Source organism: Polaribacter filamentus, from assembly GCF_002943715.1.
GTDB lineage: Bacteria > Bacteroidota > Bacteroidia > Flavobacteriales > Flavobacteriaceae > Polaribacter > Polaribacter filamentus.
This window is the reverse complement of sequence record NZ_MQUA01000013.1, coordinates 2,969,951-2,996,151: the sequence shown is the minus strand read 5'-3', so window position 1 is coordinate 2,996,151 and position 26,201 is coordinate 2,969,951. Positions and strand designations below refer to the sequence as shown.

The 26,201-nt window shown below is 30.4% G+C and carries 26 protein-coding genes and 1 pseudogene; 21 read left to right on the top strand and 6 right to left on the bottom strand.

Going from position 1 to position 26,201, the window contains the following annotated elements:
• Positions 1-29: 29 nt before the first annotated feature.
• The 10 genes from BST83_RS15725 to BST83_RS15675 all read left to right on the top strand — a co-directional run bounded on the left by BST83_RS15725 (position 30) and on the right by BST83_RS15675 (position 10,155).
• Positions 30-1,262, top strand: a complete 1,233-nt coding sequence (locus BST83_RS15725) for a 3-deoxy-D-manno-octulosonic acid transferase (protein WP_104810604.1) — start codon at positions 30-32, stop codon at positions 1,260-1,262.
• Positions 1,263-1,310: 48 nt separating this feature from the next.
• On the top strand, positions 1,311-1,868 hold the full coding sequence (locus BST83_RS15720) for a YeeE/YedE family protein (protein WP_104810603.1): 558 nt from the start codon (positions 1,311-1,313) through the stop codon (positions 1,866-1,868).
• Positions 1,869-2,013: 145 nt separating this feature from the next.
• Positions 2,014-2,427, top strand: a complete 414-nt coding sequence (locus BST83_RS15715) for a DUF6691 family protein (protein ID WP_104810602.1) — start codon at positions 2,014-2,016, stop codon at positions 2,425-2,427.
• A 53-nt stretch (positions 2,428-2,480) separates the two neighbouring features.
• A complete protein-coding gene (moaA, locus tag BST83_RS15710) occupies positions 2,481-3,473 on the top strand; it encodes a GTP 3',8-cyclase MoaA (RefSeq protein WP_104810601.1) in 993 nt (330 codons plus the stop codon).
• A gap of 405 nt (positions 3,474-3,878) precedes the next feature.
• Positions 3,879-5,123 carry a molybdopterin molybdotransferase MoeA gene (locus tag BST83_RS15700; protein ID WP_104810599.1) on the top strand — a complete coding sequence of 415 codons (1,245 nt, stop codon included), beginning with the start codon at positions 3,879-3,881 and terminating at the stop codon, positions 5,121-5,123.
• Positions 5,124-5,290: 167 nt separating this feature from the next.
• Positions 5,291-5,581: a GIY-YIG nuclease family protein gene (locus tag BST83_RS15695; protein WP_104810911.1), complete on the top strand. Its 291-nt coding sequence runs from the start codon at positions 5,291-5,293 to the stop codon at positions 5,579-5,581.
• A 148-nt stretch (positions 5,582-5,729) separates the two neighbouring features.
• The gene (gene moaC, locus BST83_RS15690) at positions 5,730-6,206 is read left to right on the top strand and encodes a cyclic pyranopterin monophosphate synthase MoaC (protein ID WP_104810598.1); all 477 of its coding nucleotides are present in this window, start codon (positions 5,730-5,732) and stop codon (positions 6,204-6,206) included.
• A complete protein-coding gene (locus BST83_RS15685) occupies positions 6,199-7,308 on the top strand; it encodes a molybdenum cofactor guanylyltransferase (protein WP_104810597.1) in 1,110 nt (369 codons plus the stop codon). The genes moaC and BST83_RS15685 overlap by 8 nt, the downstream gene beginning before the upstream one ends.
• On the top strand, positions 7,301-8,377 hold the full coding sequence (locus BST83_RS15680; protein ID WP_240614788.1) for a HesA/MoeB/ThiF family protein: 1,077 nt from the start codon (positions 7,301-7,303) through the stop codon (positions 8,375-8,377). The genes BST83_RS15685 and BST83_RS15680 overlap by 8 nt, the downstream gene beginning before the upstream one ends.
• A 212-nt stretch (positions 8,378-8,589) precedes the next feature.
• Positions 8,590-10,155 carry a MutS-related protein gene (locus BST83_RS15675; protein ID WP_367889180.1) on the top strand — a complete coding sequence of 522 codons (1,566 nt, stop codon included), beginning with the start codon at positions 8,590-8,592 and terminating at the stop codon, positions 10,153-10,155.
• Positions 10,156-10,344: 189 nt separating this feature from the next.
• Here the strand turns inward: BST83_RS15675 and gldD are convergent, their stop codons facing one another.
• The 4 genes from gldD to mutY are packed head-to-tail and all read right to left on the bottom strand — an operon-like array spanning position 10,345 to position 13,750.
• Complete coding sequence (gene gldD, locus BST83_RS15670) at positions 10,345-10,896, bottom strand: gliding motility lipoprotein GldD (RefSeq protein WP_104810596.1); 552 nt, start codon at positions 10,894-10,896, stop codon at positions 10,345-10,347.
• Positions 10,889-12,217: a gliding motility-associated protein GldE gene (locus BST83_RS15665; protein WP_104810595.1), complete on the bottom strand. Its 1,329-nt coding sequence runs from the start codon at positions 12,215-12,217 to the stop codon at positions 10,889-10,891. Before BST83_RS15665 ends, gldD begins: the two co-directional genes overlap by 8 nt.
• Positions 12,218-12,235: 18 nt before the next feature.
• The gene (locus BST83_RS15660; protein ID WP_104810594.1) at positions 12,236-12,667 is read right to left on the bottom strand and encodes a single-stranded DNA-binding protein; all 432 of its coding nucleotides are present in this window, start codon (positions 12,665-12,667) and stop codon (positions 12,236-12,238) included.
• 36 nt (positions 12,668-12,703) lie between these two features.
• On the bottom strand, positions 12,704-13,750 hold the full coding sequence (mutY, locus tag BST83_RS15655; protein ID WP_104810593.1) for an A/G-specific adenine glycosylase: 1,047 nt from the start codon (positions 13,748-13,750) through the stop codon (positions 12,704-12,706).
• A 141-nt stretch (positions 13,751-13,891) separates the two neighbouring features.
• Between mutY and BST83_RS15650 the strand changes: the two genes are divergently transcribed.
• Both BST83_RS15650 and BST83_RS15645 read left to right on the top strand, forming a co-directional pair.
• Entirely contained in the window at positions 13,892-14,182 is a 291-nt protein-coding gene (locus tag BST83_RS15650; protein WP_104810592.1) for an HU family DNA-binding protein, read from the top strand.
• 284 nt (positions 14,183-14,466) lie between these two features.
• A complete protein-coding gene (locus BST83_RS15645; protein ID WP_104810591.1) occupies positions 14,467-16,008 on the top strand; it encodes an Rne/Rng family ribonuclease in 1,542 nt (513 codons plus the stop codon).
• 164 nt (positions 16,009-16,172) lie between these two features.
• On the opposite strand, the gene BST83_RS15640 is transcribed toward BST83_RS15645, so the two are convergent.
• Positions 16,173-17,225, bottom strand: a complete 1,053-nt coding sequence (locus BST83_RS15640) for an endonuclease/exonuclease/phosphatase family protein (protein ID WP_205853595.1) — start codon at positions 17,223-17,225, stop codon at positions 16,173-16,175.
• A gap of 133 nt (positions 17,226-17,358) precedes the next feature.
• Here BST83_RS15640 and BST83_RS21560 point away from each other — a divergent pair, with 133 nt between their 5' ends.
• The 8 genes and pseudogenes from BST83_RS21560 to truB all read left to right on the top strand — a co-directional run bounded on the left by BST83_RS21560 (position 17,359) and on the right by truB (position 24,712).
• Positions 17,359-18,354, top strand: coding sequence for a carboxypeptidase-like regulatory domain-containing protein (locus tag BST83_RS21560; RefSeq protein WP_367889179.1), 996 nt, complete (start codon positions 17,359-17,361; stop codon positions 18,352-18,354).
• Between the two features lie 50 nt (positions 18,355-18,404).
• Positions 18,405-20,108 (top strand): TonB-dependent receptor, encoded by a 1,704-nt coding sequence (locus BST83_RS21555; RefSeq protein ID WP_367889178.1) that lies wholly within the window; start codon positions 18,405-18,407, stop codon positions 20,106-20,108.
• Between the two features lie 16 nt (positions 20,109-20,124).
• The gene (locus BST83_RS15630; protein WP_104810590.1) at positions 20,125-21,549 is read left to right on the top strand and encodes a DUF5689 domain-containing protein; all 1,425 of its coding nucleotides are present in this window, start codon (positions 20,125-20,127) and stop codon (positions 21,547-21,549) included.
• 12 nt (positions 21,550-21,561) lie between these two features.
• Entirely contained in the window at positions 21,562-21,972 is a 411-nt protein-coding gene (gene mce / locus BST83_RS15625; RefSeq protein WP_104810589.1) for a methylmalonyl-CoA epimerase, read from the top strand.
• A 100-nt stretch (positions 21,973-22,072) separates the two neighbouring features.
• Positions 22,073-22,950, top strand: a pseudogene (locus BST83_RS15620) (cell division protein FtsX).
• A 4-nt stretch (positions 22,951-22,954) separates the two neighbouring features.
• Entirely contained in the window at positions 22,955-23,197 is a 243-nt protein-coding gene (locus BST83_RS15615) for a DUF3098 domain-containing protein (RefSeq protein WP_104810588.1), read from the top strand.
• Positions 23,198-23,200: 3 nt separating this feature from the next.
• The gene (locus tag BST83_RS15610; protein ID WP_104810587.1) at positions 23,201-24,010 is read left to right on the top strand and encodes an undecaprenyl-diphosphate phosphatase; all 810 of its coding nucleotides are present in this window, start codon (positions 23,201-23,203) and stop codon (positions 24,008-24,010) included.
• A 9-nt stretch (positions 24,011-24,019) separates the two neighbouring features.
• Positions 24,020-24,712, top strand: a complete 693-nt coding sequence (gene truB / locus BST83_RS15605; protein ID WP_104810586.1) for a tRNA pseudouridine(55) synthase TruB — start codon at positions 24,020-24,022, stop codon at positions 24,710-24,712.
• Between the two features lie 21 nt (positions 24,713-24,733).
• Here the strand turns inward: truB and BST83_RS15600 are convergent, their stop codons facing one another.
• Positions 24,734-25,564: a universal stress protein gene (locus BST83_RS15600; protein ID WP_104810585.1), complete on the bottom strand. Its 831-nt coding sequence runs from the start codon at positions 25,562-25,564 to the stop codon at positions 24,734-24,736.
• A gap of 173 nt (positions 25,565-25,737) precedes the next feature.
• Between BST83_RS15600 and rimP the strand changes: the two genes are divergently transcribed.
• Complete coding sequence (gene rimP, locus BST83_RS15595) at positions 25,738-26,199, top strand: ribosome assembly cofactor RimP (protein ID WP_104810584.1); 462 nt, start codon at positions 25,738-25,740, stop codon at positions 26,197-26,199.
• Positions 26,200-26,201 lie beyond the last annotated feature (2 nt).

Here is a 26,201-nt window from a genome sequence, read left to right as displayed (position 1 = left end):
ACTAACTTCTATTTTGTATTTTTACCTCAATGAATTTTCTGTACAACATACTTGTTTTTAAAGCAGCGATAGTGCTTCCAATACTAGCTTTTTTTAGTAAAAAATTAAAGCTTTTTGTTGATGGAAGGAAAGAAACTTTTTTTAAAATTGCAGCATTAAAAAACGATAATACAATTTGGATTCATGCGGCTTCTTTGGGTGAATTTGAGCAAGCAATACCAATTATAGAAGCATTAAAAAAAGACTATAATCAGTATAAAATTTTAGTAACTTTTTTTTCACCTTCGGGATATGAAATCCGTAAAAATTTTAATTTAGCAGATGTCGTTTGTTACATGCCCCTAGATAGCAAGGCAAATGCAAGAAATTTTATAGAAATTGTGAATCCAACTTTGGCGATTTTTATAAAATATGAATTTTGGCCCAACTTTTTAAACGAATTAAAAAAGAAAGAGATTCCAACAGTTTTAGTTTCTGGAATTTTAAGAAAAGATCAAATTTTTTTTAAGTTTTATGGCGGATTTATGCGAAAATCTTTACAAGCGTTTCATCACTTTTTTGTACAAAACCAAACCTCAAAAGAATTATTAAAATCTATTAATTTTGAAAATGTAACGATTTCTGGTGACACACGTTTTGATAGAGTTTCTAAAATTCTAGATCAAGATAATTCACTTACTTTTATTAATGAATTTAAAAACAATCAATACACAATTGTCGCGGGAAGTACTTGGAAAGAAGATGAGGAATTATTGGTGAATTACATTAATAATAGTATTTTAGAGAATCAAAAGATTATTATAGCGCCGCACAATATTAAGCAAGAAGCAATAACAGCGTTACAAAAATCCATCAATAAGAAAACAGTTTTATATTCAGCAAAAGCAGATGAAAAGTTAGCTGAGTATCAGGTTTTTATTATTGATACCATTGGGATTTTAACCAAAATTTATGCGGTTGCTGATATAGCCTATGTTGGTGGAGGTTTAAAAACGGGTTTGCATAATATTTTAGAGCCAGCAACTTTTGGGATTCCGGTGGTAATCGGTGATAAATACAGTAAATTTCAAGAAGCTGCAGATTTAGTAAATTTAAAAGGATGTATTTCTATCAGCAATCAAAAAGAATTTTCTAGTATTTTTGATAAACTAAATACGGATGAAAGTTATAGAAAATCAACAGGAAATATTAATAAAAAATACATTCAAGAACATCTTGGAGCCACAAAAAAGATTAGGAATTACTTAAAAGATAAGTTATAAATTAATGTTAGGTTTAGGGCAGTCGAAACCTCAAAATAATAAAAAAGCATGGATTTTATATTTCAACCTTGGGCCTGGTATATTGGCGGACCACTAATAGCAATATCGCTATTATTATATTTTTACTTTGGTCAAAATTTTGGTGCTTCCACAAATTTTGAAACTATGTGTACCATTTTTGGAGCAGATAAAGTATCGGATTATTTTAAAAAGGACTGGAAAGAACAAAAATTTGCATTATTTTTTGTTGTTGGATTAATTATTGGCGGATTTATTGCTGCCAATTATTTAATTCTAAATCAAGCAATAGATTTGAGTCCGAAAACGGTTCAAGAACTCACAGATTTAGGATTTGCAAATGTGGGTAGTCAATATTTTCCTGATGAAATATTTAGTATGGACGCTGTTTTGTCTTTAAAAGGATTTTTAATTCTTTTAGTATCAGGAGTGCTTATCGGTTTTGGAACGCGTTATGCGGGCGGTTGTACTTCTGGCCATGCAATTACTGGTTTAAGTAGTTTACAATTGCCATCTTTATTAGCAGTAATTGGCTTTTTTATTGGTGGAATAATTGCTACGTGGTTTATAATTCCAATACTTTTTTAAGGAAAAGAGCATCCATCAAAAAAAGTCTTGAATGAGATCAAATTGAGAATAAAAAATATAAGTATTAAAGTAGATAAATAATAAAAAAGAACAATGGCTAACTGAGCCTGTCAAAGTTCTTTTGTCAAAGTGTAAAAATATATAAATGAAAAATATTAAATTTTTAATCTTAGGGATTTTTTTCGCAATTGTGCTAAGTAAATCGCAAGCTATTTCTTGGTATCGCTTTTATGAAATGTTCAAATTTCAATCTTTTCATATGTTTGGAATTATTGGAGGAGCAGTTGTAATCTCTATGATTTTTATGCAATTGTTTAAACACGGAAAAATAAAAGATATTAACGGGAATAAAATTGTTCCGAAACCTAAAAAAGAAGGTTTTATAAGAACTATTTTAGGAGGTACTTTTTTTGGTTTAGGTTGGGGAATTTCAGGAGCTTGTGCAGCACCAATTTTTGTAATTCTTGGGTTTAAATTAATTCCGGCACTTATTTTATTAGCGGGTGCACTTTTAGGAGCGTTCATTTATGGAATCTTGAGTAAAAAATTACCCAATTAAAGTGATTATTATTATATCTCAATTATTTAAAAAAAGCTAATTTAGCATACCAAATGAGCAAATTAACAGACAGTTTTGGAAGAAAAATGGAATATGTAAGATTGGCGGTTACAGATCGTTGTAATCTGCGTTGCCAATATTGCATGCCTGCTCACGGAATTGACATTGTGCCAAGACAGGAATTACTCAGTTTTAAAGAAATGTATCGATTGGTGCGCGTTTTAACTGAATTAGGCGTTAAAAAAGTTCGTTTAACAGGTGGTGAACCTTTTGTGCGTAAAGATTTTATTGGTTTTTTAGAAATGTTATCTTACAATGATTTGTTGGATGAAATTAATATTACCACTAACGGAGCGTTGATTTCTCATCATATTTCAACAATTGAAAAGCTTAAAAAAGTAAAAAAAATAAATCTTAGTATTGATAGTTTAGATAGAGAAAAGTTCGCGAAAATTACAAGAAGAGATGTTTTTCCTGAAGTTTACAAAACCTTTGAATTGCTTGAAAAAAGTAGTTTAGATTTAAAATTGAATGTAGTGGTGCAATCTGGTTTTAATACGGATGAAATTGTCGATTTTGTAAGATTGACGAAGGATAAAAATGTTGCAGTCAGGTTTATTGAAGAAATGCCTTTTAATGGAAAAGGACAGCGAGAAATGAAAGAAAATTGGACGTTCAAAAAGATTTTAAACGAGATAAAAACCGAGTTTGATGTTACTGAAGTTCAATCTGAAAAATCATCCACTTCTAGAAATTATTCGATTGAAAATCATTTAGGAACTGTTGGAATTATTCCTGCGTTTACAAGAACAATTTGTAACGATTGCAATCGAATTAGAATTACATCCATCGGAACTTTTAAAAATTGTTTGTTTGACGATGGTGTTTTTAATCTAAGAGATTTTATCAGAAGTGGCGCATCTAACGAAGATTTAAAAGAACTCTTTTTATCGTTAGTAAAAGAAAAGCCAGAAAACGGTTTTATTGCAGAAGCAAATCGAAAAGATGGTGGTGCTTCTGAAAGTATGAGTACAATTGGTGGTTAGAAGAGAGCTCATCTTAATCTTCCCAAAGGGAAGAAACACTGTTGTGTTAAGTAATATCTAAAAATTAGTTTGTCATTCCTGAGTAGTTAGGAATCATAAGTGTGAAAGGATGAAGAAGGAAACTATTTTAAATTATTTAAATCAAATTAAGTCTAATGTCATTTTTACATTGGTAGTTATGATATTAAGCTTTAGTATAGGACAATTACCAGACCTCCCAAATAGTATAGGTTTTGGAGGATTTATTCCTATGTTTACTCCGCCATTTATAGCTATTCTTACTTTAGTTATTTATTTTTTTTCAAGAATATTTATTTTGAAATGGAATTGGATTATTACGATAATTGGAGCAATTTATAATTTACACGAGGCTTTTGATTGGTATTTTTATTATAAAAATTACAAATGATTTCAGTAAAAGAAGCAAAAAATATCGTTTTAAATTCAACTCAAGATTTTGGAGTTGAAGAGATTCCGTTTATAAAATCTGTAGGTAGAATTTTAAAAGAAAAGATTTTTGCAGATAGAGATTTCCCGCCTTTTAATAGAGTTTCTATGGATGGAATTGCAATTGATTTTCAATCATTTAAAAACGGACAAAGAGGTTTTAAGATAGAAGGAATTCAAGCTGCAGGAAGTGAGCAAATTACGCTTCAAAATTCCAATAATTGTATAGAAGTGATGACTGGAGCAGTTTTGCCAAATAATACAAATTCGGTAGTTAGATACGAAGATGTAACTATTGAAAACGGAATGGCAATCCTAAATATTGATGCGATTAATAATGCCCAGAACATTCACGTTAAAGGGAAAGATGGAGGAATTGGCGATTTATTAATTGAAGAAAACACAATTATTTCTGCCGCAGAAATTGGAGTGTTAGCAACGGTTGGAAAATCGTATGTAAAAGTTGCAAAACAACCAAAAGTAATGATTGTTTCTACGGGCGATGAATTGGTTGGAGTTGATGAAATTCCGCTAGAACATCAAATAAGAAGAAGCAATGTGTTCACTTTAGTTTCTTTGCTAGAAAGGTTACATATTCCTTCAGAAACTGCACATATTACGGATGATAAATCAGTTTTAAAAGCTAAAATAGAAAGCTATTTACAAGAATACGATGTATTGCTTTTTAGCGGTGCAGTAAGTAAAGGTAAATTTGATTTTTTACCAGAAGTTTTAGACGAATTAGGTGTTGAAAAGCTATTTCATACAGTTACACAAAGGCCAGGAAAACCTTTTTGGTTTGGACAAAAATTTTTTCCAAGTAAAAATGATGAGAATTCAGATAAATATACAGTTGACAAATATCAAATGAACACAATTGTATTCGGTTTTCCAGGAAATCCGATTTCTACTTTTGTAAATTGTTTAGCGTATTTTTATCCTTGGTATTACAAATCAGTGGGAGTAGAAGTTGAAGAGGAAACTGTAATTTTAGGAGGAGATGTTTCGTTTAAACCTAACTTAACCTATTTTTTACAAGTAAAATTAGAAAGAGAAAACGGGCTTTTAACTGCGTTTCCAATTTCTGGAAATGGTTCTGGCGATTTAGCAAGTTTAGTGAAAACAGATGCATTCATTCAATTACCAAGTGATAAAACGGAGTTTAAAAAAGGAGAGGTTTATCCGATAATTAGATATAGGTAATTGAAAAAAAACATCTCGATACAATTTTGCGAAAAGCAAAATCACTCGTTGTGACAGTATGTGTTTTAGAATGGATAAAACGTTTTGTCAGTTCGAGTGATTTTTCTGACAGAGGAAGAAAAATTGTATCGAGAACACATTATCAAGCACATTTTAAAAGTTCAAAAATGAAAATCTATTATGTTTATATTCTAAAATGTTCAGATAAAACGTATTATACAGGTTTTACATCAAATTTAGAACAACGTTTTTTTGAACATCAAGAAGGGAAACACATAGAAAGTTACACATATAAAAGAAGACCTTTAGAATTGGTTTTTTATTTCGAATTTTCAGAGGTAGGGTTTGCAATTGATACTGAAAAACAAATAAAAAAATGGTCAAAAATTAAAAAGGAAGCTTTAATTAATAATGAGTATGAAAAACTCCCTAATTTAGCAAAGAAGAAGTTTAAATGATTAAAACTTCTCGATACAAAATTCCTAAAAAAAAGAATTTCACTCGAAGTGACAGAATGTGAGCAGTTAAACACAATAAATAGAAGATATTGTAAATTCGAGTTAATTTTGAAATACGAAAAATTTGTAGCAAGAACTAAATTAGATTATGAGTGAATTCAGCCACATAAACAAAAATAATAACCCTAAAATGGTAAATGTTTCTGATAAGGAAATTACCAAAAGAACAGCTATTGCAAAGGCAACCATGTTTTTAGGAAAAGAGGTAATTGCCCATTTTACAAATGATGAGCTAATGACCAAAAAAGGGCCTGTTTTTCAAACAGCAATAATTGCAGGAATTCAGGGTGTTAAAAAGACATCAGAATTAATACCAATGTGTCATCCATTATTAATTAATGGAGTTGATATTGATATCAAAATCATCGACTTAGAAAATATAGAAGTGCTTTGCCAAGTAACAATTGAAGGAAAAACGGGTGTAGAGATGGAAGCTTTAACTGGTGCAAATATTACGTGTTTAACTATTTATGACATGTGTAAAAGTATCAGTCAAAAAATGGTGATTAAAAAAGTGAAATTGGTAGAAAAAACAGGCGGAAAATCGGATATTAAAAATGGCTAATCACAAAAAACATACCAATTTAGAAAGACGAAACAATGACAATTTTGCTCCGAATGAAATCGCTATTTTAGGCACAAATTGTGGAATTATTTCTGATTTAGTTCATAAAGTTTCTCAAGAATTATCAAAATATAAATTGGCTTATTTTGATGCTTCCCACGCCAAGGATGTGAAAGAAAATAAAGTAGCTGAATTTACTTTTCATCACGAAGGAAATTTACAAATCACAACTTCTGGCAACGTAAATAAGTTTCAGCAACGGTTAGATTTCGCTCAGTTTGACTATCTTTTTATCAATGGAAATCATTATCAAGGAGCAAAACAAATCTTAATTTTAGACGAAGCTAAAGAAGCTTCCGTTTTAAAAAGATTAGAGCAGTTGGATCGCATTCAGTTTGTAATAAAATTGACAAAAGACACTGAATATTTTGATTTTTTAGTTGAAAAATATCCGCAGATAAAAAATAGTACTTGTTATACAATTGATGAAGTTGATAAAATTACAAATCATATTCACAATCTCATTCAGGAGAAAATTGCACCCATAAAAGGGTTGGTTTTAGTAGGCGGAAAAAGCACGAGAATGGGACAAGATAAATCTGAATTGAATTATTTTGGTAAACCTCAAAAGGAATTCGCCAAAGAATTATTAGAAAATAATAACTTAGAAACGTATTATTCTGTTCATGCTTTATCAGAAAAAGAAGACGAAATTTCCGATAAATTTTTGAATTTAGGCCCTTTTGGCGGCATCTGTTCGGCATTTCAAAAAGATCCAAATTCAGCTTGGTTTGTGCTGGCTACAGATGTTCCTTTTATAAATGACGACATTATACAATTAGTTTTAAAACATAGAAACACGAGTAAAGTTGCCACAGCAATTAAAGGAAAAAACAAGGAGTTTGTAGAGCCTTTAATTACGATTTACGAACCGAAAGCATATCCTATTTTGTTGCAATATTTAGCGCAAGGATATTCTTGTCCTAGAAAAGTTTTAATAAATTCTGATGTTGAAATTGTAGAAATTGACGATGATTTTATCAGAAATATAAATACTTTAGAAGAGTTTGAGGTGGCTAAAAAGGAGATTAATAATGATTAACAAAAATCAGTTTTTTAAACGTCAAATAATTTTATCAGAAATTGGTGAAGTTGGGCAGCAAAAGCTACAAAACGCATCTGTTTTGATTGTTGGTTGTGGAGGTTTAGGAGGTTTAATTGCTGTTTATTTAGCTTCAAGTGGAGTTGGGAAAATCCATTTAATAGATTTTGATACCGTTGATATAACCAATTTACATCGACAAGTTTTCTTTTCTTTAGAGGATGTTGGGAAACCGAAAGCTGAAGTTTTGTCAGAATTTATAAAAAAAAGAGCACCGTTTACAGAAGTTAATTTCACCAACAAACCAATTACAAAGGAAAATGTTTTTGAGCTGATTTCTGAAGTTGATATTGTTGTTGATGGCACAGATTCGCTACCAACAAAATACTTATTAAATGACGCTTGTGTCATCAAAAATAAATCGTTGGTGTATGGGTCTTTGTATAAGTTTGATGGGTATGTCGCTACATTTAACGTGCTGCAAAAAGACGGAACTACTTCATCAAATTTAAGAGATGCTTTTCCAGAAATGGCAACAGATATTCCCAATTGTTCAGCAGCAGGAACTTTAAATTCTATTGTTGGCATGATTGCAACACAGCAAGTAAATGAGGTTTTAAAATTGATTACAGGAATTGGAAAACCATTAACAAACGAATTATTGATTTATAATTCGCTTCAAAATACGCAGCTAAAAATGAAGTTAAAACCAACCATTTTAAAAGAAAAAATCGCTAAAATATTTAAGATTCAAAGGTATATAGATGTGGCTTGCACTTCTCAAAATCCCGATTGGCAAATAGCTCCCAGAGAATTAAAATCTAAATTAGGGGATGATAACTTAGAAATTATTGCAGTTTTAACTGATTTAAAATTGCCTTTTGAAGTGCAACAGACCATTCATATTAATAAATTTGATGCTGACAAAATTACAATTGACAGCAATAAAACCTATGTAATGGTTTGTCAAAGAGGACTTAACAGTTATAGGGCTACAGAGAAAATGAAAAAGAAATATCCAGATTTAAAAGTCTTAAGTTTAACAGGTGGAATTTCGAACTATAATTAATCTGATTTGATGAAAAATCCTTTAGAGTTTTACGTTCAGCAAAAAACTGAATTAGAAAAAGAGGCGGCTGCTTTAAAAAGAAAATCTCTGAATTTAAGTATCTTAAGGTTTATCGTTTTTTTGGTGACTTGTGGATTGGTATATTTTACTTTCGGTAGCTATTCAGAAGTTATTATTGTTGCTTCTTTAGGTTTTTTCTGTTTTCTTTTTTGGTGTTAAAATACCATAATTTAAAAAGAAAAAAAGAGGTTGTTGAAGCTAAAATACATATTAATAAAACAGAAATTAAGGTTTTAGATAAGGATTTTTATCAGCTAAAAACGGGAGAAGAGTTTGTAAATCCGGCCCATTTTTATAGTAATGATATAGACTTGTTTGGCAAAGGTTCTTTCTTTCAATATCTAAATAGAACCGCCACAATTGACGGACAGACAGTTTTAGCAAATACATTAACAGAGAATAAAATAACTGCTATTTTAGAGAAACAAAATGCATTAAAAGAGCTTTCTGAGAAAGTAATTTGGAGACAGCATTTTTCTGCTTTAGCAAGTTTAGTGGTGGTTAAAAACACTTCAAAATCTATTGTAAATTGGATTTCAAATTATATTTTGGTCTTGCCTAAATATTTAATTAAAATTCAAATTGGTTTCTCATTAATTTCTTTGGCTTTAATTGGGTTTCTTTCATTCGGATTTATTTCATTTTCCTATCTAATTATTTGGTTTTTTGTTGGGCTGTTTATAACAAGTAAATATGGAAAAAAAACACTTCAAATTTATACGGAAATAGATAAGATTAGTGACACTTTTAGACAATATCATAAATTGTTAGATGAGATAGAAAACGAAGAATTTACTTCAGAAATATTAAAAGAGAAAAAAGGAATTATTAAATCAGAAGAAAAAAAAGCGTCTTCAATTGTTCAAGAATTTTCTAAAATTTTAAACACTTTTGATCAACGGAATAATGATGTTATTGCGATACTAGGAAATGGTTTGTTTTTGTTTGAAATTTACAATGCTTGTGCAGTAGAAAAATGGATTTTTAAGTATCAACATTCGGTTAAAGATTGGTTTGAAGTGGTTGCCTTTTTTGATGCTCAGAATTCATTAGCAAACTTTAATTTTAATCACCCAAAATTTGTATTTCCAGAGATTTCTAAGAAAAAAGAAATTATAAAATCGGCGAAGTTAGGACACCCTTTGTTAAAAGCTGATAAAAGAATTGATAATAATTTTAGTATTGAAGATGAGCAGTTTCTTATAATTACAGGTGCAAATATGGCCGGGAAAAGTACGTTTTTAAGAACGGTTTCCTTATCGATTGTCATGGCAAATTGTGGGTTAACCGTTTGTGCAGAAAGTTTTCAATATTCCCCAGTAAAATTGATAACAAGTATGAGAACATCAGATTCTTTAACTGATGATGCGTCATATTTTTATTCAGAATTAAAGCGCTTAAAGTTTATTGTTGATGAAATTAAAGAAGAAAAATACTTTATTATTCTAGATGAAATTTTAAAAGGAACGAACAGTAAAGACAAAGCGATTGGTTCTAAAAAGTTTGTAGAAAAATTAACGAAATCGAAATCAACTGGAATTATTGCAACGCATGATGTTAGTTTGTGTGAGTTAGAAGAAGAGTTTTCAGGCATCAAAAATTATTATTTTGATGCAGAAATAATTAAGGACGAGTTGTATTTTGATTATACTTTAAAAAATGGTGTTTGTAAAAATATGAATGCTTCCTTTTTATTAAAGAAAATGGAGATTGTTTAGAGATTTTTTTTAGAGAAAAGATACTAGAGACAAGAATAAAGAATCAAGATAGAAAAAACAGAGGATTATCTAGAAATAAGCTATAATTCATCAGAATTAGGAACCACACTTTTCATTAAGAATATCTTCAATGTACTCTTCTTTCGTATATTTATATTGAGCGCATTTCAAATAGAAGGGTAGGCCGGGTTATCTTTTCCATTCCAAAGTTTCGATTAAACGTAAAATATCTTCTTTTATATAAGAAACAGCAGGTAAAATAGAATCGTAGTTGGGTTTTACATAAAAATACAAGGAACCTTTAATAAAGTTATTTGTACTATCTGTAACATGAAATTGAAGTTGAGATGCTGCGTTTCCAGTAATTTCATACAAACTTCCAAACACTCTCCTTTTAGGATTTACAAAGTCTTTTGGTATAATTTGTTCTGCTTTTACAGCGTGTTTAAAAACTAGTTTTTCTGCTTCTGCTAGGAGTTCATTTAAATTATTTTCTACAGGTCTGTAAGTAATATCTATGGATGCTTTTAAATTTGGATAGTTAATTTTTAACCAATTGTTTTTATCATCAACAAGTGTTGTGTTTTTTAGCACTTCAAAAGAATAAGGTCTTTCTAAAGAAAGCTTTGTGTATTCTTTTTTAGGGTATTCTAAACTTAGATATGCTTTTGGTTTTGGTAAAATATTTGTGTTACAAGAAATAAAAATTAGTGAAATTAGTATAAAAAGAATCTTACTCATTTCTAGTTGCTTTTACTTGTTTAATACGTTTTTTGTCTGCTGCTTCAATAGTAAACGTATAATTCTTAAAGTTTATTCTCTCACCTTTTTTGGGAAATTTACCAGAGATCTCTAAAATAAATCCGGCAATAGTTTCACTTTCGCCTTTTTCTTGTTCAAAAATTTCTTCGTCTTCATCATCTAAAACTCTACAAAAATCTTTAATACTTGTTTTTCCTTCAAAAATGTAATTATTTTCATCAATTTTAGAGTATGCTAAATCTTCATCATCAAACTCATCATTAATATCACCCACAATTTCTTCGATAACGTCCTCTAGTGTAACTAATCCGCTTGTGCCTCCATATTCATCAACAACAATTGCTAAATGGTTTTTACGTGATCTAAAGTTGTCTAGCAAGTCATCTAGCTTCTTGTTTTCTGGCACAAAAAAAGCTTCTCGAACTAAACTTTGCCATTTAAAATCTTTTTTATTTAAATGTGCTAGTAAATCTTTTGCATATAAAACGCCTATAATATTGTCTATATTTTCTTTGTAAACTGGATTTCTAGAATACCCGTTTTCTAGAATTTTATTTAAAACACTTTCATAAGTTTCGGTATCAGAAAGTGCAAAAAGATCTATTCTAGGTTTCATTATTTGCACAGTTTCTGTATTCCCAAAATTCACAATTCCTTGTAAAATTTTTTGTTCATCTTTATTTGTAGCCCCTTCAGATGTTAACTCTAAAGCTTGCGATAAAGTTTCTACAGAGAAATAAGTATTTTTACTACCTAATTTTTTTTCAATATATTTTGTTAAAGAAATTAAAGGCATGCTAAAAGGTGTTAGCAAAACATTTATTACAAATATAAATTTAGCCATTTTTTTCGAAAACGGAAGTGCATTTCTAGAGGCATATACTTTAGGTAAAACCTCTCCAAATAAGAGAATTAAGAAAGTGACTAAAATAACTTCGATTAAAAAACGAACAGGAACTAAAAAATAATGCAGGTTTAGTTCATAGTTGAAATCGCCAAAAATTGTGTCTGCAATTGAGGCAAATATCAATACAATTAAAATGTTGATAAAGTTATTTGTAATTAAAATTGTTGCTAATAATTTTCTAGGTCTTTCTAGTAACTTTACAATAATATTTTCTTCTTTTCCGTCGTTAGAAAGTTCGTTTAAATCTGTTTGAGAAAGGGAAAAAAAGGCAACTTCTGTTCCGGATATTAACGCAGAACTTGTTAACAATGCAATTAAAACAATAAAGTTAATTGCGATTAAAAAATTAATTGAAGTTAAAAACAGAAATATAGGTTCAGGATCTGGGTCCAAGTTTTAAAGTTTTTTAAATTAAAATGGTAAGTCGTCTTTTTCTTCTGGCGCAACAGGTTTTACTTTTGCAGAAGCTTGTTTATTTTGTTGTGGATTATTTTCGGTCTCAAGACTCTTTTTTGTTGTTAAAAAAGTCATTTCATTTACATGAATTTCTGTTGAATAGCGTTTAACGCCATCTTGCTCCCATTGTTTATTTTTAAGTTTTCCCTCAACATACACTTTATCGCCCTTAGATAGATATTTTTCGCAAAGTTCTGCTAATTTATTTCGAACAACAATATTATGCCAATCAGTATTTGTAACTTTCTCTCCTGTTTGTTTACTTGTGTAATTTTCGCTAGTAGCAATAGGAAATCTTCCAATAGAATTGCCTCCATCAAAATAATGCATTTTTACATCATCGCCTAAATTACCAATTAAAATTACCTTGTTTACGGTGCTCGCCATCGCGTTTTTATTTACAGTTCAAATGTACTAAAAATATCAATTACTTTTAGACTCAAATTCCTCTATAAAATTCGCAATTAAAACAGGAACTGGATACTTTTTAATGTCTTTCCATTTTGTTTTTGCTTTGGATAAACTTGCTGTTTCTACAACCCAGAATTGAGTATGTAGATGCTGATGAGATAATTTATGAATAATTTCTTTTTCGTTGAAAAGAGAAATGGTGGTTTCATCAGGAAATAAATTGATAAATTTTTCTGATGAAACAATCTCATCTTTGTCAATGTTCGTATCGCTTTCTATTAATGGAAATTGATACAATCCTTGCCAAATTCCTTTTCCTTTTCTTTCTGACAAAATGGTTTTATTGTCATCCGTTTTTATCACTAAAAAATTAAAATAGCGATTTCTTACTTTAACTTTCTTGTCTTTTACAGGTAATTCTTTGGTTAATTTTCTTTCTAAAGCTACACAACTATCCGCAAACGGACAAGTTTCACAGAGGGGATTCTGAGGTTTGCAATGAAGTGCGCCAAAATCCATCAAGGCTTGATTGTACGTTCCAGGTTTTGATTCATCAAGCAAGGTTTGTGCTAAAATTTTAAATTCCTTTATTCCTGCGGATGAATTTATAGCCGTTTTAATGCCAAAATATCTTGATAAAACTCTGTAAACGTTTCCGTCTACAACAGCAGTTGGCTCATCAAAACATATAGAAGCAATTGCAGAAGCGGTGTAGTCTCCAATTCCTTTTAGCTTAATTATTTCTTTATACGTTGATGGAAATTCGCCATTTAGCTCATTTGCAATTTGTTTTGCTGTAAAATGGAGGTTTCTTGCACGGGAATAATAACCTAATCCTTGCCACATTTTTAACACGGTGCTTTCATCCGCTTTTGCGAGGTCAAAAACTGACGGAAACTGCGCTGTAAATTTGAGATAATAAGACATACCTTGGGCAACTCTTGTTTGTTGCAGCATAATTTCACTAAGCCAAATAAAATATGGATTCTTAGTTTTGCGCCAGGGCAATTCCCTGTTGTTTTGTAACTGCCAGTAAATTAAAGTATTAGAAAATTTCATCAATAAAAAATAGAATTGCAATATTACATTTAAAAATTAAGATAAAATTAAGTCGATATCTTCTTGGAATTGATTAATTATCATATATTTGCATCCGCATTTTTGAAAGTAATTTAACAAAAAAATAGTAAAAATAGAATCATGACGAAAGCAGATATCGTATCAAAAATTTCAGACAAATCTGGTATAGAAAAGACAGATGTTTTAGCAACTGTTGAAGCATTTATGACTGAAGTAAAGGGTGCATTAGAAAATGGTGATAACGTTTATTTAAGAGGTTTTGGTAGTTTTATAATTAAAACTAGAGCAGAAAAAACAGGTAGAAATATTTCAAAGAATACTACTATCAAAATTCCGGCTCACAATATTCCAGCTTTTAAACCCGCTAAGACTTTTACAGAAGGAGTAAAAAATAAAGTAGCGGTAAAGTAACACAATATTAATCTAAACCCAAAGGGTTTAAAAAACATCTGAACATTATGCCAAGTGGTAAAAAAAGAAAGAGAGCAAAAATCTCTACACACAAAAGAAAGAAAAGAGCTAGAGCAAATAGACACAAGAAAAAGTAAGCACTCGCTTACTTTTTCGTTTGTTGTTTAGCGAAAAAAACAAAAAGTTCATTGACATCGAGGTTTAATAAACCTCACTGGTATTGCAAATACCTGACAATAGTAAACCATCTACACAATGAAGTGTAGTGTTAAAACCAGTTCAGAATGAAAACAGAATTAATAATTCGTTCAAATTCATCTGATATTGATTTTGCCTTATTAAGAGATGGAAAACTTATTGAATTGAATAATGAAACAACTGGAAACAAATTTTCTGTTGGCGATATTTTTTTAGCCAAAATAGGAAAAGTGTTAACAGGTTTAAATGCAGCCTTTGTAAATGTAGGTTACCCAAAAGATGGGTTTTTACATTATCATGATTTAGGCGCGCAAGTAAACTCATTAAATTCGTTCCTTAAGAAAGTAAGCACAGGTAAGTACAAAGAATTCACTTTAAAAAATTTCCGCAAGGAAGAAGACATTAACAAAGACGGTAGTATTAACAATGCATTAAAAACAGGACAAAACCTATTAGTGCAAATTGTAAAAGAACCAATTTCTACAAAAGGGCCAAGATTAAGCTCTGAGCTTTCTATAGCTGGTAGATTTTTGGTTTTAGTTCCTTTTTCTAACAGAGTTTCTGTATCACAAAAAATAGAAGATCCAGAAGAAAAAGAACGTTTAAAAAGACTAGCAAAAAGCATAAAACCAAAAGGTTTTGGCGTTATCTTAAGAACTGTTGCAGAAGGTAAAAAAGTAGCAGAGTTAGATAAAGATTTGCAAAACTCATTAGAACGTTGGAAAACTATGTGTAAAAGTATACCAAATACGAACACACCAACTAAAATATTAAGTGAGTTAAATAGAGCATCTTCTATTTTAAGAGATGTTATGAATGAAACTTTTACAAACATAGTAACTAATGACGAAACTTTGAAAGTAGAAATTAAAGAATACTTGCAAGAAATTTATCCTGAAAAGGAAAAAATTGTAAAGTTGCACAAGTCCGAAACTCCAATTTTTGAAAAATATGGAATAGAGAGACAAATTAAAACTTCGTTTGGAAAAACAGTTTCTATGAGTAAAGGTGCGTATCTAGTTATAGAACACACAGAAGCTTTGCACGTTATTGATGTTAATAGCGGAAATCGTTCTAATAAAGCTGGCTCTCAAGAAGAGACTGCATTAGAAGTAAATTTAATTGCAGCAGCAGAAGTAGCACGCCAATTGCAATTGCGTGACATGGGAGGCATCATTGTAGTTGATTTTATTGATATGCATAAAGTAGAAAACAGAAATAAACTGTTTCAATATTTAAAAGAACAAATGTCTTTTGATAGAACAAAACACAAAATATTACCTCCAAGTAAATTTGGATTGGTACAAATTACAAGACAAAGGGTAAGACCGGAGTTAAGTATAAAAACTACCGAAACCGACCCAAATATAAATGGACAAGTAGAAGCTCCAATAGTTTTATTAGATAAAATAGAATCAGATTTAGAGAAATTTATTTTAAATTCTAGTAATAAATCAACCAATAAAAAGATACAATTACACATTCATCCTTTTATTGCTTCCTATTTAACAAAAGGAGTAAATTCAATTCGTTTTAAATGGTATTTAAAACACAAAAAGTGGATTACAATTGTACCTAGAGATGCTTACACATACTTACATTATAAATTTCAATCTTCTAAAGAGTAATTTATAATAGAACTAAGGCAATAATTTTTATCAAAAAACCCCGCAACTTAAAAGTTGCGGGGTTTTGTGCTTTATAAAGTTTTTTAAATTGATTTTATAAAGTCTAATTATATAAATTTAATTTCCAATTAATCACCTAAATATCGGTCTTAGCTTGTCGAAGATTACTTTTCCTTAATTAAATACAGATAAACCGGGTAATGATCTGAATATCCGCCAGTATAAACGCCATTTGAAAAACTTCGAAAAGGATATCCTTTGTATTGCCCTTTTTTAATTGTTAAAAAGCGTTTGTTAAAAATCATCGCTTTAAACATTTTATAGGTAGAATAGTCTTTTTCGCCTTTGTCTAGCAACGGTTCAGAAATTAATATCTGATCAAACAAATTAATATTATCTCTATAACTCAAAGTGTTAAAACCTCTTTTAAACATATCCTCATAAGGATTGTAAATATCCGTTTCACCAACTTCATTTTTCTTGCTTTTCGTTTTTAAAACTTCTTTAAAACTAGTATTTGTTGGGTCGTCATTAAAATCGCCCATGCTAAAAATCTTTGCTTTTGGGTCTTTTTCTCTAATTTGAGCAATAATTTTTGTGTTTTGATACGCAGCTTTCTCTCGCAAAGAACTGCTTTTTGCTTCACCACCGCTTCTAGAAGGCCAATGATTTACAATAAGATGTATCAATTCGTTATCCAAATAACCAGAAACTAACAATTGATCTCTCGTATAGACTTTAAAATTGTCTTTGTAAATATTCGGATTAAAAGCTTCGTGAAATACAGGTTTAAAATATTTTTTCTGATATAGTAGGGCTACGTCAATTCCGCGTTTGTCTGGGGAATCGTAATGAATAATACCGTAGTCTTTTTTTATTAAATATTTAGATTTCACTAAATCTTCTAAAACACTAAGATTTTCAATCTCAGAAACGCCAATAATCGCAGGACTTGTATTTGACCTATCAGCTCCAATTTGTGCAATTGTACTGCTAAGTTTGTCTATTTTATCCCAATAAACTTCAGATCTATTTGCTTTTAGTTCCATAATAGGACTTGCCTCATCGTTTATAGTAACATCATTTATGGTGTCAAATAAATTTTCTAAGTTGTAAAAAGCAATGGTTCTAATGTGGTATTTTTTCTCTTTACTTTGAGAAAAAATAGCTGAAACTATTAAAAAGGAGAAGGTAATAAATAGGTATAATTTTTTCATAGCATGTAATTTTTGAGTCAAATTCAGAAAATGAAAATAACTTCTAGAGTTTTAGAATGTTATTTAAAATCTGCAATTACTGAAACCCGTTAAGTTTTATCAGTTCTTGTTTCTAAATTTATGAAAAATTTTTATGAAAAAATTTATTCTAACACAATTACTGCTTTTATTTTTCCTTCAGGCAATCGTTGCGCAAAATATTATAAAGGGAATTATTGTAGAAAGTGAATCAGAAAAACTACTTCAAAATGTTTTGATACGCATTGTAAATACAAATTTAGTCCAATCTACAGCGATAGATGGTGCATTTACACTTAAAAAAGTACGAAACGGTCGCTATATTTTAGAGGTGAAATTAGTTGGTTATGAAACTCAAAATTTTCCAATAGAACTTTCTGGAGCGACAATAGATTTAGGCGTAATCATGCTATACAGGGATATAATTGAAGAACAAGATTTAAGTTTGATAACGATTACTGATGATGAGTTAAACGACGATGCAAGCGCTGCAGATAATATTTCTGGTCTTTTACAAGCTTCAAAAGATATCTTTTTAAGAACTGCGGCTTTTGAGTTTAGTTCTTCCTTTTTTAGAATTAAAGGGTTAGATTCTGGAAACGGTAAAGTTTTAATTAACGGAATTGAAATGAATAAAATCTACGACGGTAGAGCCCAGTGGAGTAATTGGGGAGGATTAAATGATGTTCTAAGAAATCAAGAATTTAGCAATGGTTTATCCCCTTCCTTCTTTACTTTTGGAGGTGTTTTGGGGTCTGCAAACATGAATACAAGAGCATCTAAACAAAGACCAGGAACAAGAATTTCTTATTCTTCATCGAACAGAAGTTATGAGCACAGGGCAATGGCAACCCATACTTCAGGTATTTCTAAAAAGGGTTGGTCTATGACTTTTTCTGGAAGTAGAAGAGCCGGTAATGAGGGTTTTAATGACGGTACTTCTTACAATGCATATTCGCTATTTGCATCCGTAGAAAAGAAAATTAATGATAATCACAGTATTCATTTTACAGGAATTTTCACGCCCAATCGTAGAGGTAAATCATCGCCTAATACCCAAGAAGTTTATGACTTAAAAGGAATTGAATACAATGAATATTGGGGAATTTGAATGGAAAGAAACTAAATTCTAGGATAAAAGAGGTGGTTGAACCCATTTTAATGCTGAATTATTATTGGGATATCTCAGAAAATACAACTTTACAAACAAACATATCTTATCAGTTTGGTAAAATAGGAAATAGTCGTTTGGATTTTAATGCAGGAGCAAATCCAAGTCCTACATATTACCAAACATTACCAAGTTACTTTTTAAGAAATAATGATTTAGCGGGTGCATACGCTGCTCAAGAAAATTTTGTGAATAATGGGCAATTGGATTGGAACCGTATTTTTGATGCAAATACAACAAATGCAGCGATTGGTTTAAATAATGCATATGTTTTGTATGAAGACAGAAATGAAGACAAACAAGTAACTTTAAATACCATCTTTAATTCGAATATAAATTCGAATATTTCTATAAACGGGAAATTAGAATACAAGCGTTTGCATTCTCAAAACTTTGCAGAAGTTCTCGATTTATTAGGCGGAAGCGGTTATTTGGATATCAATAATTTTGCAGATTCAGAAGCACAGATGCAAAATGATGCGTTCAACCCTAATAGAGTGGTTGGTGTTGGCGATAAATTTAGATATAATTTTAAGTTACTTTCAGATTTGATGAATGCCTTTTTACAGGCGCAGTTTAAATACAATAAAATAGATTTTTATGCGGCGGTAAATGTTTCTCAAATAACAAATCAAAGAGAGGGTTTATATAAAAATGGGCGTTTTGAGAATAGTTCTTTTGGTAAATCAGAGAAGTTAAATTTTACAACTTACGGGGTAAAAGCAGGTGCAACTTATAAACTTAATGGCCGTAATTTAATTAATGCAAATGTTGCTTATTTAACACAAGCGCCAATTATTAGAAACTCTTTTTCTAACTCCAGAGAAAATAATAATATTGTTGATAATTTACAAAGCGAAAAGGTGTTTTCTACGGATGCAAGTTACATTTTTAGAGGTTCGATAATTACTTCTAGGCTTACTGGTTATTACACATCCATAAAAGATGCGACAGAAATTTCTTTTTATTTTGCCGATGGAGTTGGCGGTGATAATACCGCTTTTGTTCAGGAAATATTATCAGGCATAGAAAAGAAACATTTTGGATTGGAATTGGGTTTGGAAGCGCAAGTTACATCCACCATAAAACTAAAAGGAGCAGCTGCCGTTGGTAGTTTTACCTATGCTAATAATCCTGATTTATACCTTACTTCCGATGTTACGAATGATGGAATTTTTGATGAAAATGGTCGCTCCGGAAATTATACATCCAACTTAAAAAATTACAAAATTGCTGCTGGTCCGCATACGGCATATTCCATCGGTTTTGAATATCGAGACCCCAATTATTGGTGGATTGGAGCAACGGCAAACTTCTTCAGCAATACTTTTGTAGATATTGCCCCCTTAACAAGATCCAGTAATTTTTACACAGATGCAGATGGTTTAACCTTTCCAAATTATGATGTAGACTTGGCAAGAGTGTTATTACAACAAGAAAAATTTGATAATTATAAAGTTATAAATCTCGTTGGCGGTAAATCTTGGAAAATATCAGGGTATTATATTAGTGTATTTGCAACCGTAAATAATTTATTGAATACTGAGTATAAATCTGGCGGATTTGAGCAAGGTAGAAACGCAAATTACAACGAATTAAGGAGAGATAAAGCCTTAGGGAAACCTGTTTTTGGAAATAAATATTGGTACGGCAGGGGTACAACCTATTTTCTAAATGCAAACATTAGTTTTTAAAAATAAATAAATTGATATGAAAAGAAATCAAACAATTACCGTGCTACTTGCTTTTAGCGCGAGTATCTTTTTTACCGCTTGCGTAGAAGATAGCAATTTTACAGTACCTCAAAATTTAGGAGTTGAAGAAAACCTAAAATTAGATGCGCTATTAGATAGTATTCAGAATAATCAACTTGAATTAAAATCGATAAAAGATTTAAAAAGTTTATATATTTCAGGAAATGACCCTGTAAAAATAGTTTCTGATATTGTTGTAAAAGGATATGTAATTTCTTCGGATGCAAAAGGAAATTATTTCAGGGAGTTTTATATGCAAGATTCACCAGAAAACCCAACAGCAGGTCTTAAAGTCGCTATTAATTTAACGAATAGCTATAACAAATTTAACTTTGGAAGAGAGGTGTATATTCGGCTTAAAAATCTGTATGTTGGAGAAACAAATTCTGGTGACGGTGTAATTTCTATTGGTGGAAAATTAAAATTGACAGATACCAGAGAAATTGAAAGTATCACTCAAAATCAGATGGAAAATCATTTATTTAGATCCATCATAACTGAGGAAATTGTTTCTAAAGTTGTCACTTTAGGAGCGTTGGATGACGCTGCTAACATCGGAACTTTTGTAAGTATAGAAAATGCTTTTTTTTCTTCGGATTTAAAAGGAAAAGCATTTGTAGATCCTACCGAAGATTTTGATACAAAACGTAAAATTGAAACCTGTCAAGGTCCTGCATTTGTGTCGTCATTTGTAGAAACAAGTTCTTTCGCTAGTTTTGCAAATAATGGTTTACCAGAAGGTGGCGGAACAATTAACGCCGTTGTTTCTAGAGATTTTGGAGGAGATTTTACAGTTTTAGTTTTAAATTCTGCGGATGATGTTACTATGACTGGTGAAAGGTGCACGCCATCAGTAATAGAAGATTTTTCTACACTATTATTATACCAAGATTTTGAAGCGACTTCTGGAGAAATTAGAATACCAAACTGGACAAATTATATTGAGGCAGGTTCTAAAAAATGGAGATCTTATATGGATGCAAACTCTTTGAGCAGAGCGGCAAACGTTGGTTCTTTTCGATCTAGTGACGATCATACAATTTCTTGGTTAATTACCGCAGGAATAAACTTAGATACAACTCTAGAAGAATATTTATCCTTTGAAACATCTACTTCTTTTGCAGATGGAAGTACTTTAGAAGTTTTTATTTCCGAAAACTGGGACGGAACAGAAGCAACTATTACAAACGCAAATTGGACTGCTTTACCAGCAAGAATAGCCTCGAATAACGATGATTTTAATAGTTTTAAAAACTCGGCATTTATCAATTTATCGGCCTATTCAGGTACCGTTTATATTGCTTTTAAATATTTAGGAAATGGCAATGAAAACTTTGATGGAACGTATGAATTAGATAATATCACTATTATTGCAAAATAATATTCTCATCAAATGAAAAAAATTGAACACATTGGTATTGCGGTAAAAGATCTTGAAGTTTCAAATAAATTGTTTGGATCCTTATTTGGTGAAAAACACTATAAAGAAGAAGAAGTTATATCCGAAGGCGTAAAAACTTCCTTTTTTAAAAGTGGGCCTAATAAAATTGAATTGCTTCAAGCTACAAGTCCAGATAGTCCAATTGCTAAGTTTTTAGAACAAAAGGGAGAAGGAATTCACCATATCGCTTTTGCTGTAGATGATATAAAATCAGAAATAAAAAGACTGCAAGGCGAGGGTTTTATTGTTTTAAATGAAATTCCTAAAAAAGGAGCAGACAATAAGTTAGTCGCTTTTTTGCATCCGAAAACTACTAATGGTGTTTTAATAGAATTATGTCAGGAAATAGAAGATACCAATTAGATTTTATAATGTTTAACTAACATACGTTAAAATACTGCAAACAGTTACTGCCAACTGATTACTAATTATTATCTTGCACCGATTTTAAAAGCAAAAAATAATGTTATCTAAGTTTGATTCTTATCATAAAAGACGTTTACAATCTTCTTACATTTCTGTTGTAATTAGCATTGCTTTGGTGCTTTTTATGGTAGGTTTTTTAGGTTTGATACTTTTAAAATCTACAAAAGTTGCAAATCACGTTAAAGAAAAAGTAGCAATTACACTCTTTATAAAGGATAAAGTAACTCAGAAACAGATAGAAACTTTTAGAGAATCTCTTTTAGAAGAAGAGTTTACTAAAAATGCAGTTTATACAAGTAAAGAGGAGGCAGCAGAAAAATACAGCGAAGAAATTGGCGAGGATTTCTTGGAGTTTTTGGGTGAAAATCCGCTTAAAAACGGAATTGATATTTACCTAAAGGCAGATTATGTAACTCCAGAAAAAATGCAAGAATTAGAAACTCGTTTTCTTGAAAATGCATTTGTTGCTGATGTTTCGTATGATAAACCGTTAATTAATTTATTAACCAAGAATATTAAAAGAGTCAGTTTTTGGTTATTAGTTTTTAGTGGATTCTTTGGTTTAGTAGCCATGTTTTTAATCAATAGTTCTATAAGATTGTCTATTTATTCTAAACGTTTTAATATCAAAACCATGCAAATGGTTGGCGCAACAAAAAGTTTTATTAGAAAACCATTTATTTTACGAAGTATAAAATTAGGTTTTTTGGTGCTTTTTTAGCATTAATTGGCTTGGCGTTTGTAGTATATTATGTAGATAAATACATACCAAGTTTAGAGCTTTTAAAAGATTATCTTACTTTAGGATATTTGGTAGGTGGTATATTTTTAACAGCATTTATAATTACTTGGTTTAGTACCTTTTTTGCTACACAGCGTTTTTTAAATTTACAAACAGACGAACTTCATTATTAAAATTATGCAACAAGAAAACATACAAGAAAAAGAATTTTTATTTGGTAAAAGAAATTATATCATTATGCTAGTTGGCATTATTTTTATTGCTTTAGGATTTATTTTTATGGCCGGTGGAGGTAGTGATAATCCAGAGGTTTTTAATGAAGAGATATATAATTGGCAAAGAATTCGTTTAGCGCCAACTTTAGTAATAATAGGATTGGCAATTGAATTTTATGCAATTTTTGCGAAACCAAAAAAATAAATTGTGAATCTTTTAGAAGCAATCATTTTAGCGGTAATTGAAGGAGTTACGGAATATTTACCAGTTTCATCTACCGGACATATGATTATTGCATCGTCTTTTATGCGCATTGCCGCAGATGATTTCACAAAACTTTTTACGATAGTAATTCAATTAGGCGCAATTTTATCGGTGGTAGTTTTATACTGGAAACGATTTTTTCAAAGTTTCGATTTTTATTTTAAATTATTGGTTGCATTTGTACCTGCAGTGGTTTTAGGCTTGCTTTTAAATGATGTTATTGATAGCTTATTAGAAAGTCCGATTACAGTTGCAATTTCTTTGATAATAGGAGGTTTTACCCTTTTAAAAGTGGATGATTGGTTTAAAGCAAATGAAGAATTTGATAAAGAAAATCCAACTGCGCACACAGAAATAAGTTATTCAACGGCTCTTAAAATCGGTTTCTTTCAGTGCTTAGCGATGGTTCCAGGAACTTCTAGAAGTGGTGCAAGTATTGTTGGTGGTATGACACAAAAAATCAATAGAAAAACTGCTGCGGAATTTTCTTTCTTTTTAGCAGTTCCAACAATGTTCGGGGCTACTGCCAAAAAGGGTTATGATTATTATAAAGCTGGATTCGAGCTTTCATCAAACCAAATTAATTACCTAATAATTGGTAATATTATTGCTTTTCTAGTCGCATTAATTGCAATTAAATCTTTTGTTGATTACTTGAGTAAAAAAGGATTTAAAATGTTTGGGTATTATAGAATAATATTAGGAATTGCCTTGTTAGTTATTCACTTTTTCATTTATAAATTAACTATTTAACTTTTATTGATGACTGAAGATGATTTTAAAAATGGTCAAGTTTTATTGATTGATAAACCTTTAAATTGGACTTCTTTTCAGGTTGTTAATAAACTTCGTTGGGAAATAAGACAGCGCTTTAATATCAAAAAAATTAAAGTTGGTCATGCAGGTACTTTAGATCCTTTAGCAACTGGTTTGTTAATTATTTGCACAGGTAAGCAAACTAAAGAAATTGATATTTATCAAGGCCAGATTAAAGAATATACAGGCACAATTACTTTAGGCGCAACTACACCAAGCTATGATTTAGAAACAGAAATCGACAAAACTTTTTCAATTGAGCATATTTCTGAAGAGTTATTAAAAGAAACTACAAAACAATTCATTGGCGAAATTCAGCAAAAACCACCCATTTTTTCAGCAATTAAAAAAGATGGAAAACGGTTGTATGAATTAGCAAGAAAGGGAGAAACTACAGAAATTAAAGCTAGAACTGTAACGGTATCAGAATTTGAAATTACAAACATTAATTTACCAAAAGTAGATTTTAAAGTAATTTGTAGCAAAGGCACCTACATCCGTTCTTTAGCTTTTGATTTTGGAATTGCGTTAAATTCGGGCGCACATTTATCAGCCCTAAGAAGAACAAAAATTGGAGAGTTTTCTGTTGATAAAGGCCTTTCGGTTGATGAATTTATTGAAAACTTAAAAGTAGATTGATTTTTCTCATACAATTTCTTGCTAAGCCTTAATCGTTAACATCGGTTTTAAAGCTTTTTTTGATAATTTTTTAGTAACACTTGCCGAAAATAAATGAGACAATCCGCTTCTGTCATTTGTACTTAAGGCAATTAAATCGGCATTTATATCTCTAGAGAAATTTAAGATTCCGTTTTCAATAGAAACGTCATTATAAATGTTAATAGCGTGCTTTGGAAGTTGAAAATCCTTTATAAATTCTTGTATTTTTACTTTAGCATCGCGCGTACTTTCAAAATTTGAAGGCGTATTTACTTTTAGTAGCTGTATTTTGCTGTTAAATTGATTTGCAAAATCAAGAAATTTTCTAAAAACTTCTTTTTTATCTTCATTTTTAAAACTTGACGCAAAAACTAAATTTTTCATTTTAAATTTTTTACTGTCCTTTTTCACAACGATAACTGGCCTTGTAGAAGTTCTTACTACTTTTTCTGTGTTAGAACCAATAAGTATTTCTTCAAAATCGGAATGCCCTTTAGAGCCCATAATTATAAGATCTGCATCAATTTTATCTGCATATTTTAGTATGCCTTGATGCGGGTTTTGAAATCGGATAGAGTGATGGACCTCTGTTGTTTCTAGAAAAAATTTATTTTTAAATTCAATAATTTTTTCTTTCACTTTTCTTAGGTATAGCATGCTTTCTGGTATGCTAAAGTTGCTTCCTGCACCCATATCTATGATACCTGTTGGTAAGTCTATCATGTGTAAGAGATAAACTGTACTACCTAATTTTTCGGAAAATTTTGCTGCCATTTTCGATGCGTATTCAGATTTTTTAGAAAAATCTATTGGGACTAAAATTTTTTTCATCTTGTTTAAATTTAAATTAGAAAATCATGATTTTAAAGGTATTAAAAATATTTGAATGTAACTCTATTTGGTAAATCATAAACATTTAGTATATTTGCACCGAAAATCATAATAAATGACGAAATGAAGGGGACTAAAAGTCCCCTCTTTTTATACTTTATTTTAAGGTTTATATGGATCAGAAACAGATAAAAGATTTAATTGACGAGGCTTTAGCACTAAATGAATCATTGTATTTAGTAGAGGTATCAATTTCTACAAACAACAAAATTCAGATTGTGATTGACGGCGATAATGGAGTTCCTTTAAGCGAATGCATTAGAATTAGTAGAACTGTTGATAGTAGTTTAGATAGAGAAACAGAAGATTTTTCGCTAGAAGTTTCAACACCAGACATTGCGCATCCGTTAAAATTAAAGAGACAGTATATTAAAAATATCAACAGAATACTAAAAGTAAAAACTGCTGATGAAGAAATTGAAGGGACTTTACAAGAAGCAGACGATGAAAAAATTGTTTTAACTTGGAAAGCAAGAGAAGCAAAAGCACTAGGTAAAGGTAAAGTTACAGTTCAAAAAACAGTAACTATAGAGTACAATGATATTAAAGAAGCAAGGGTAAAAATTTTATTTTAAGA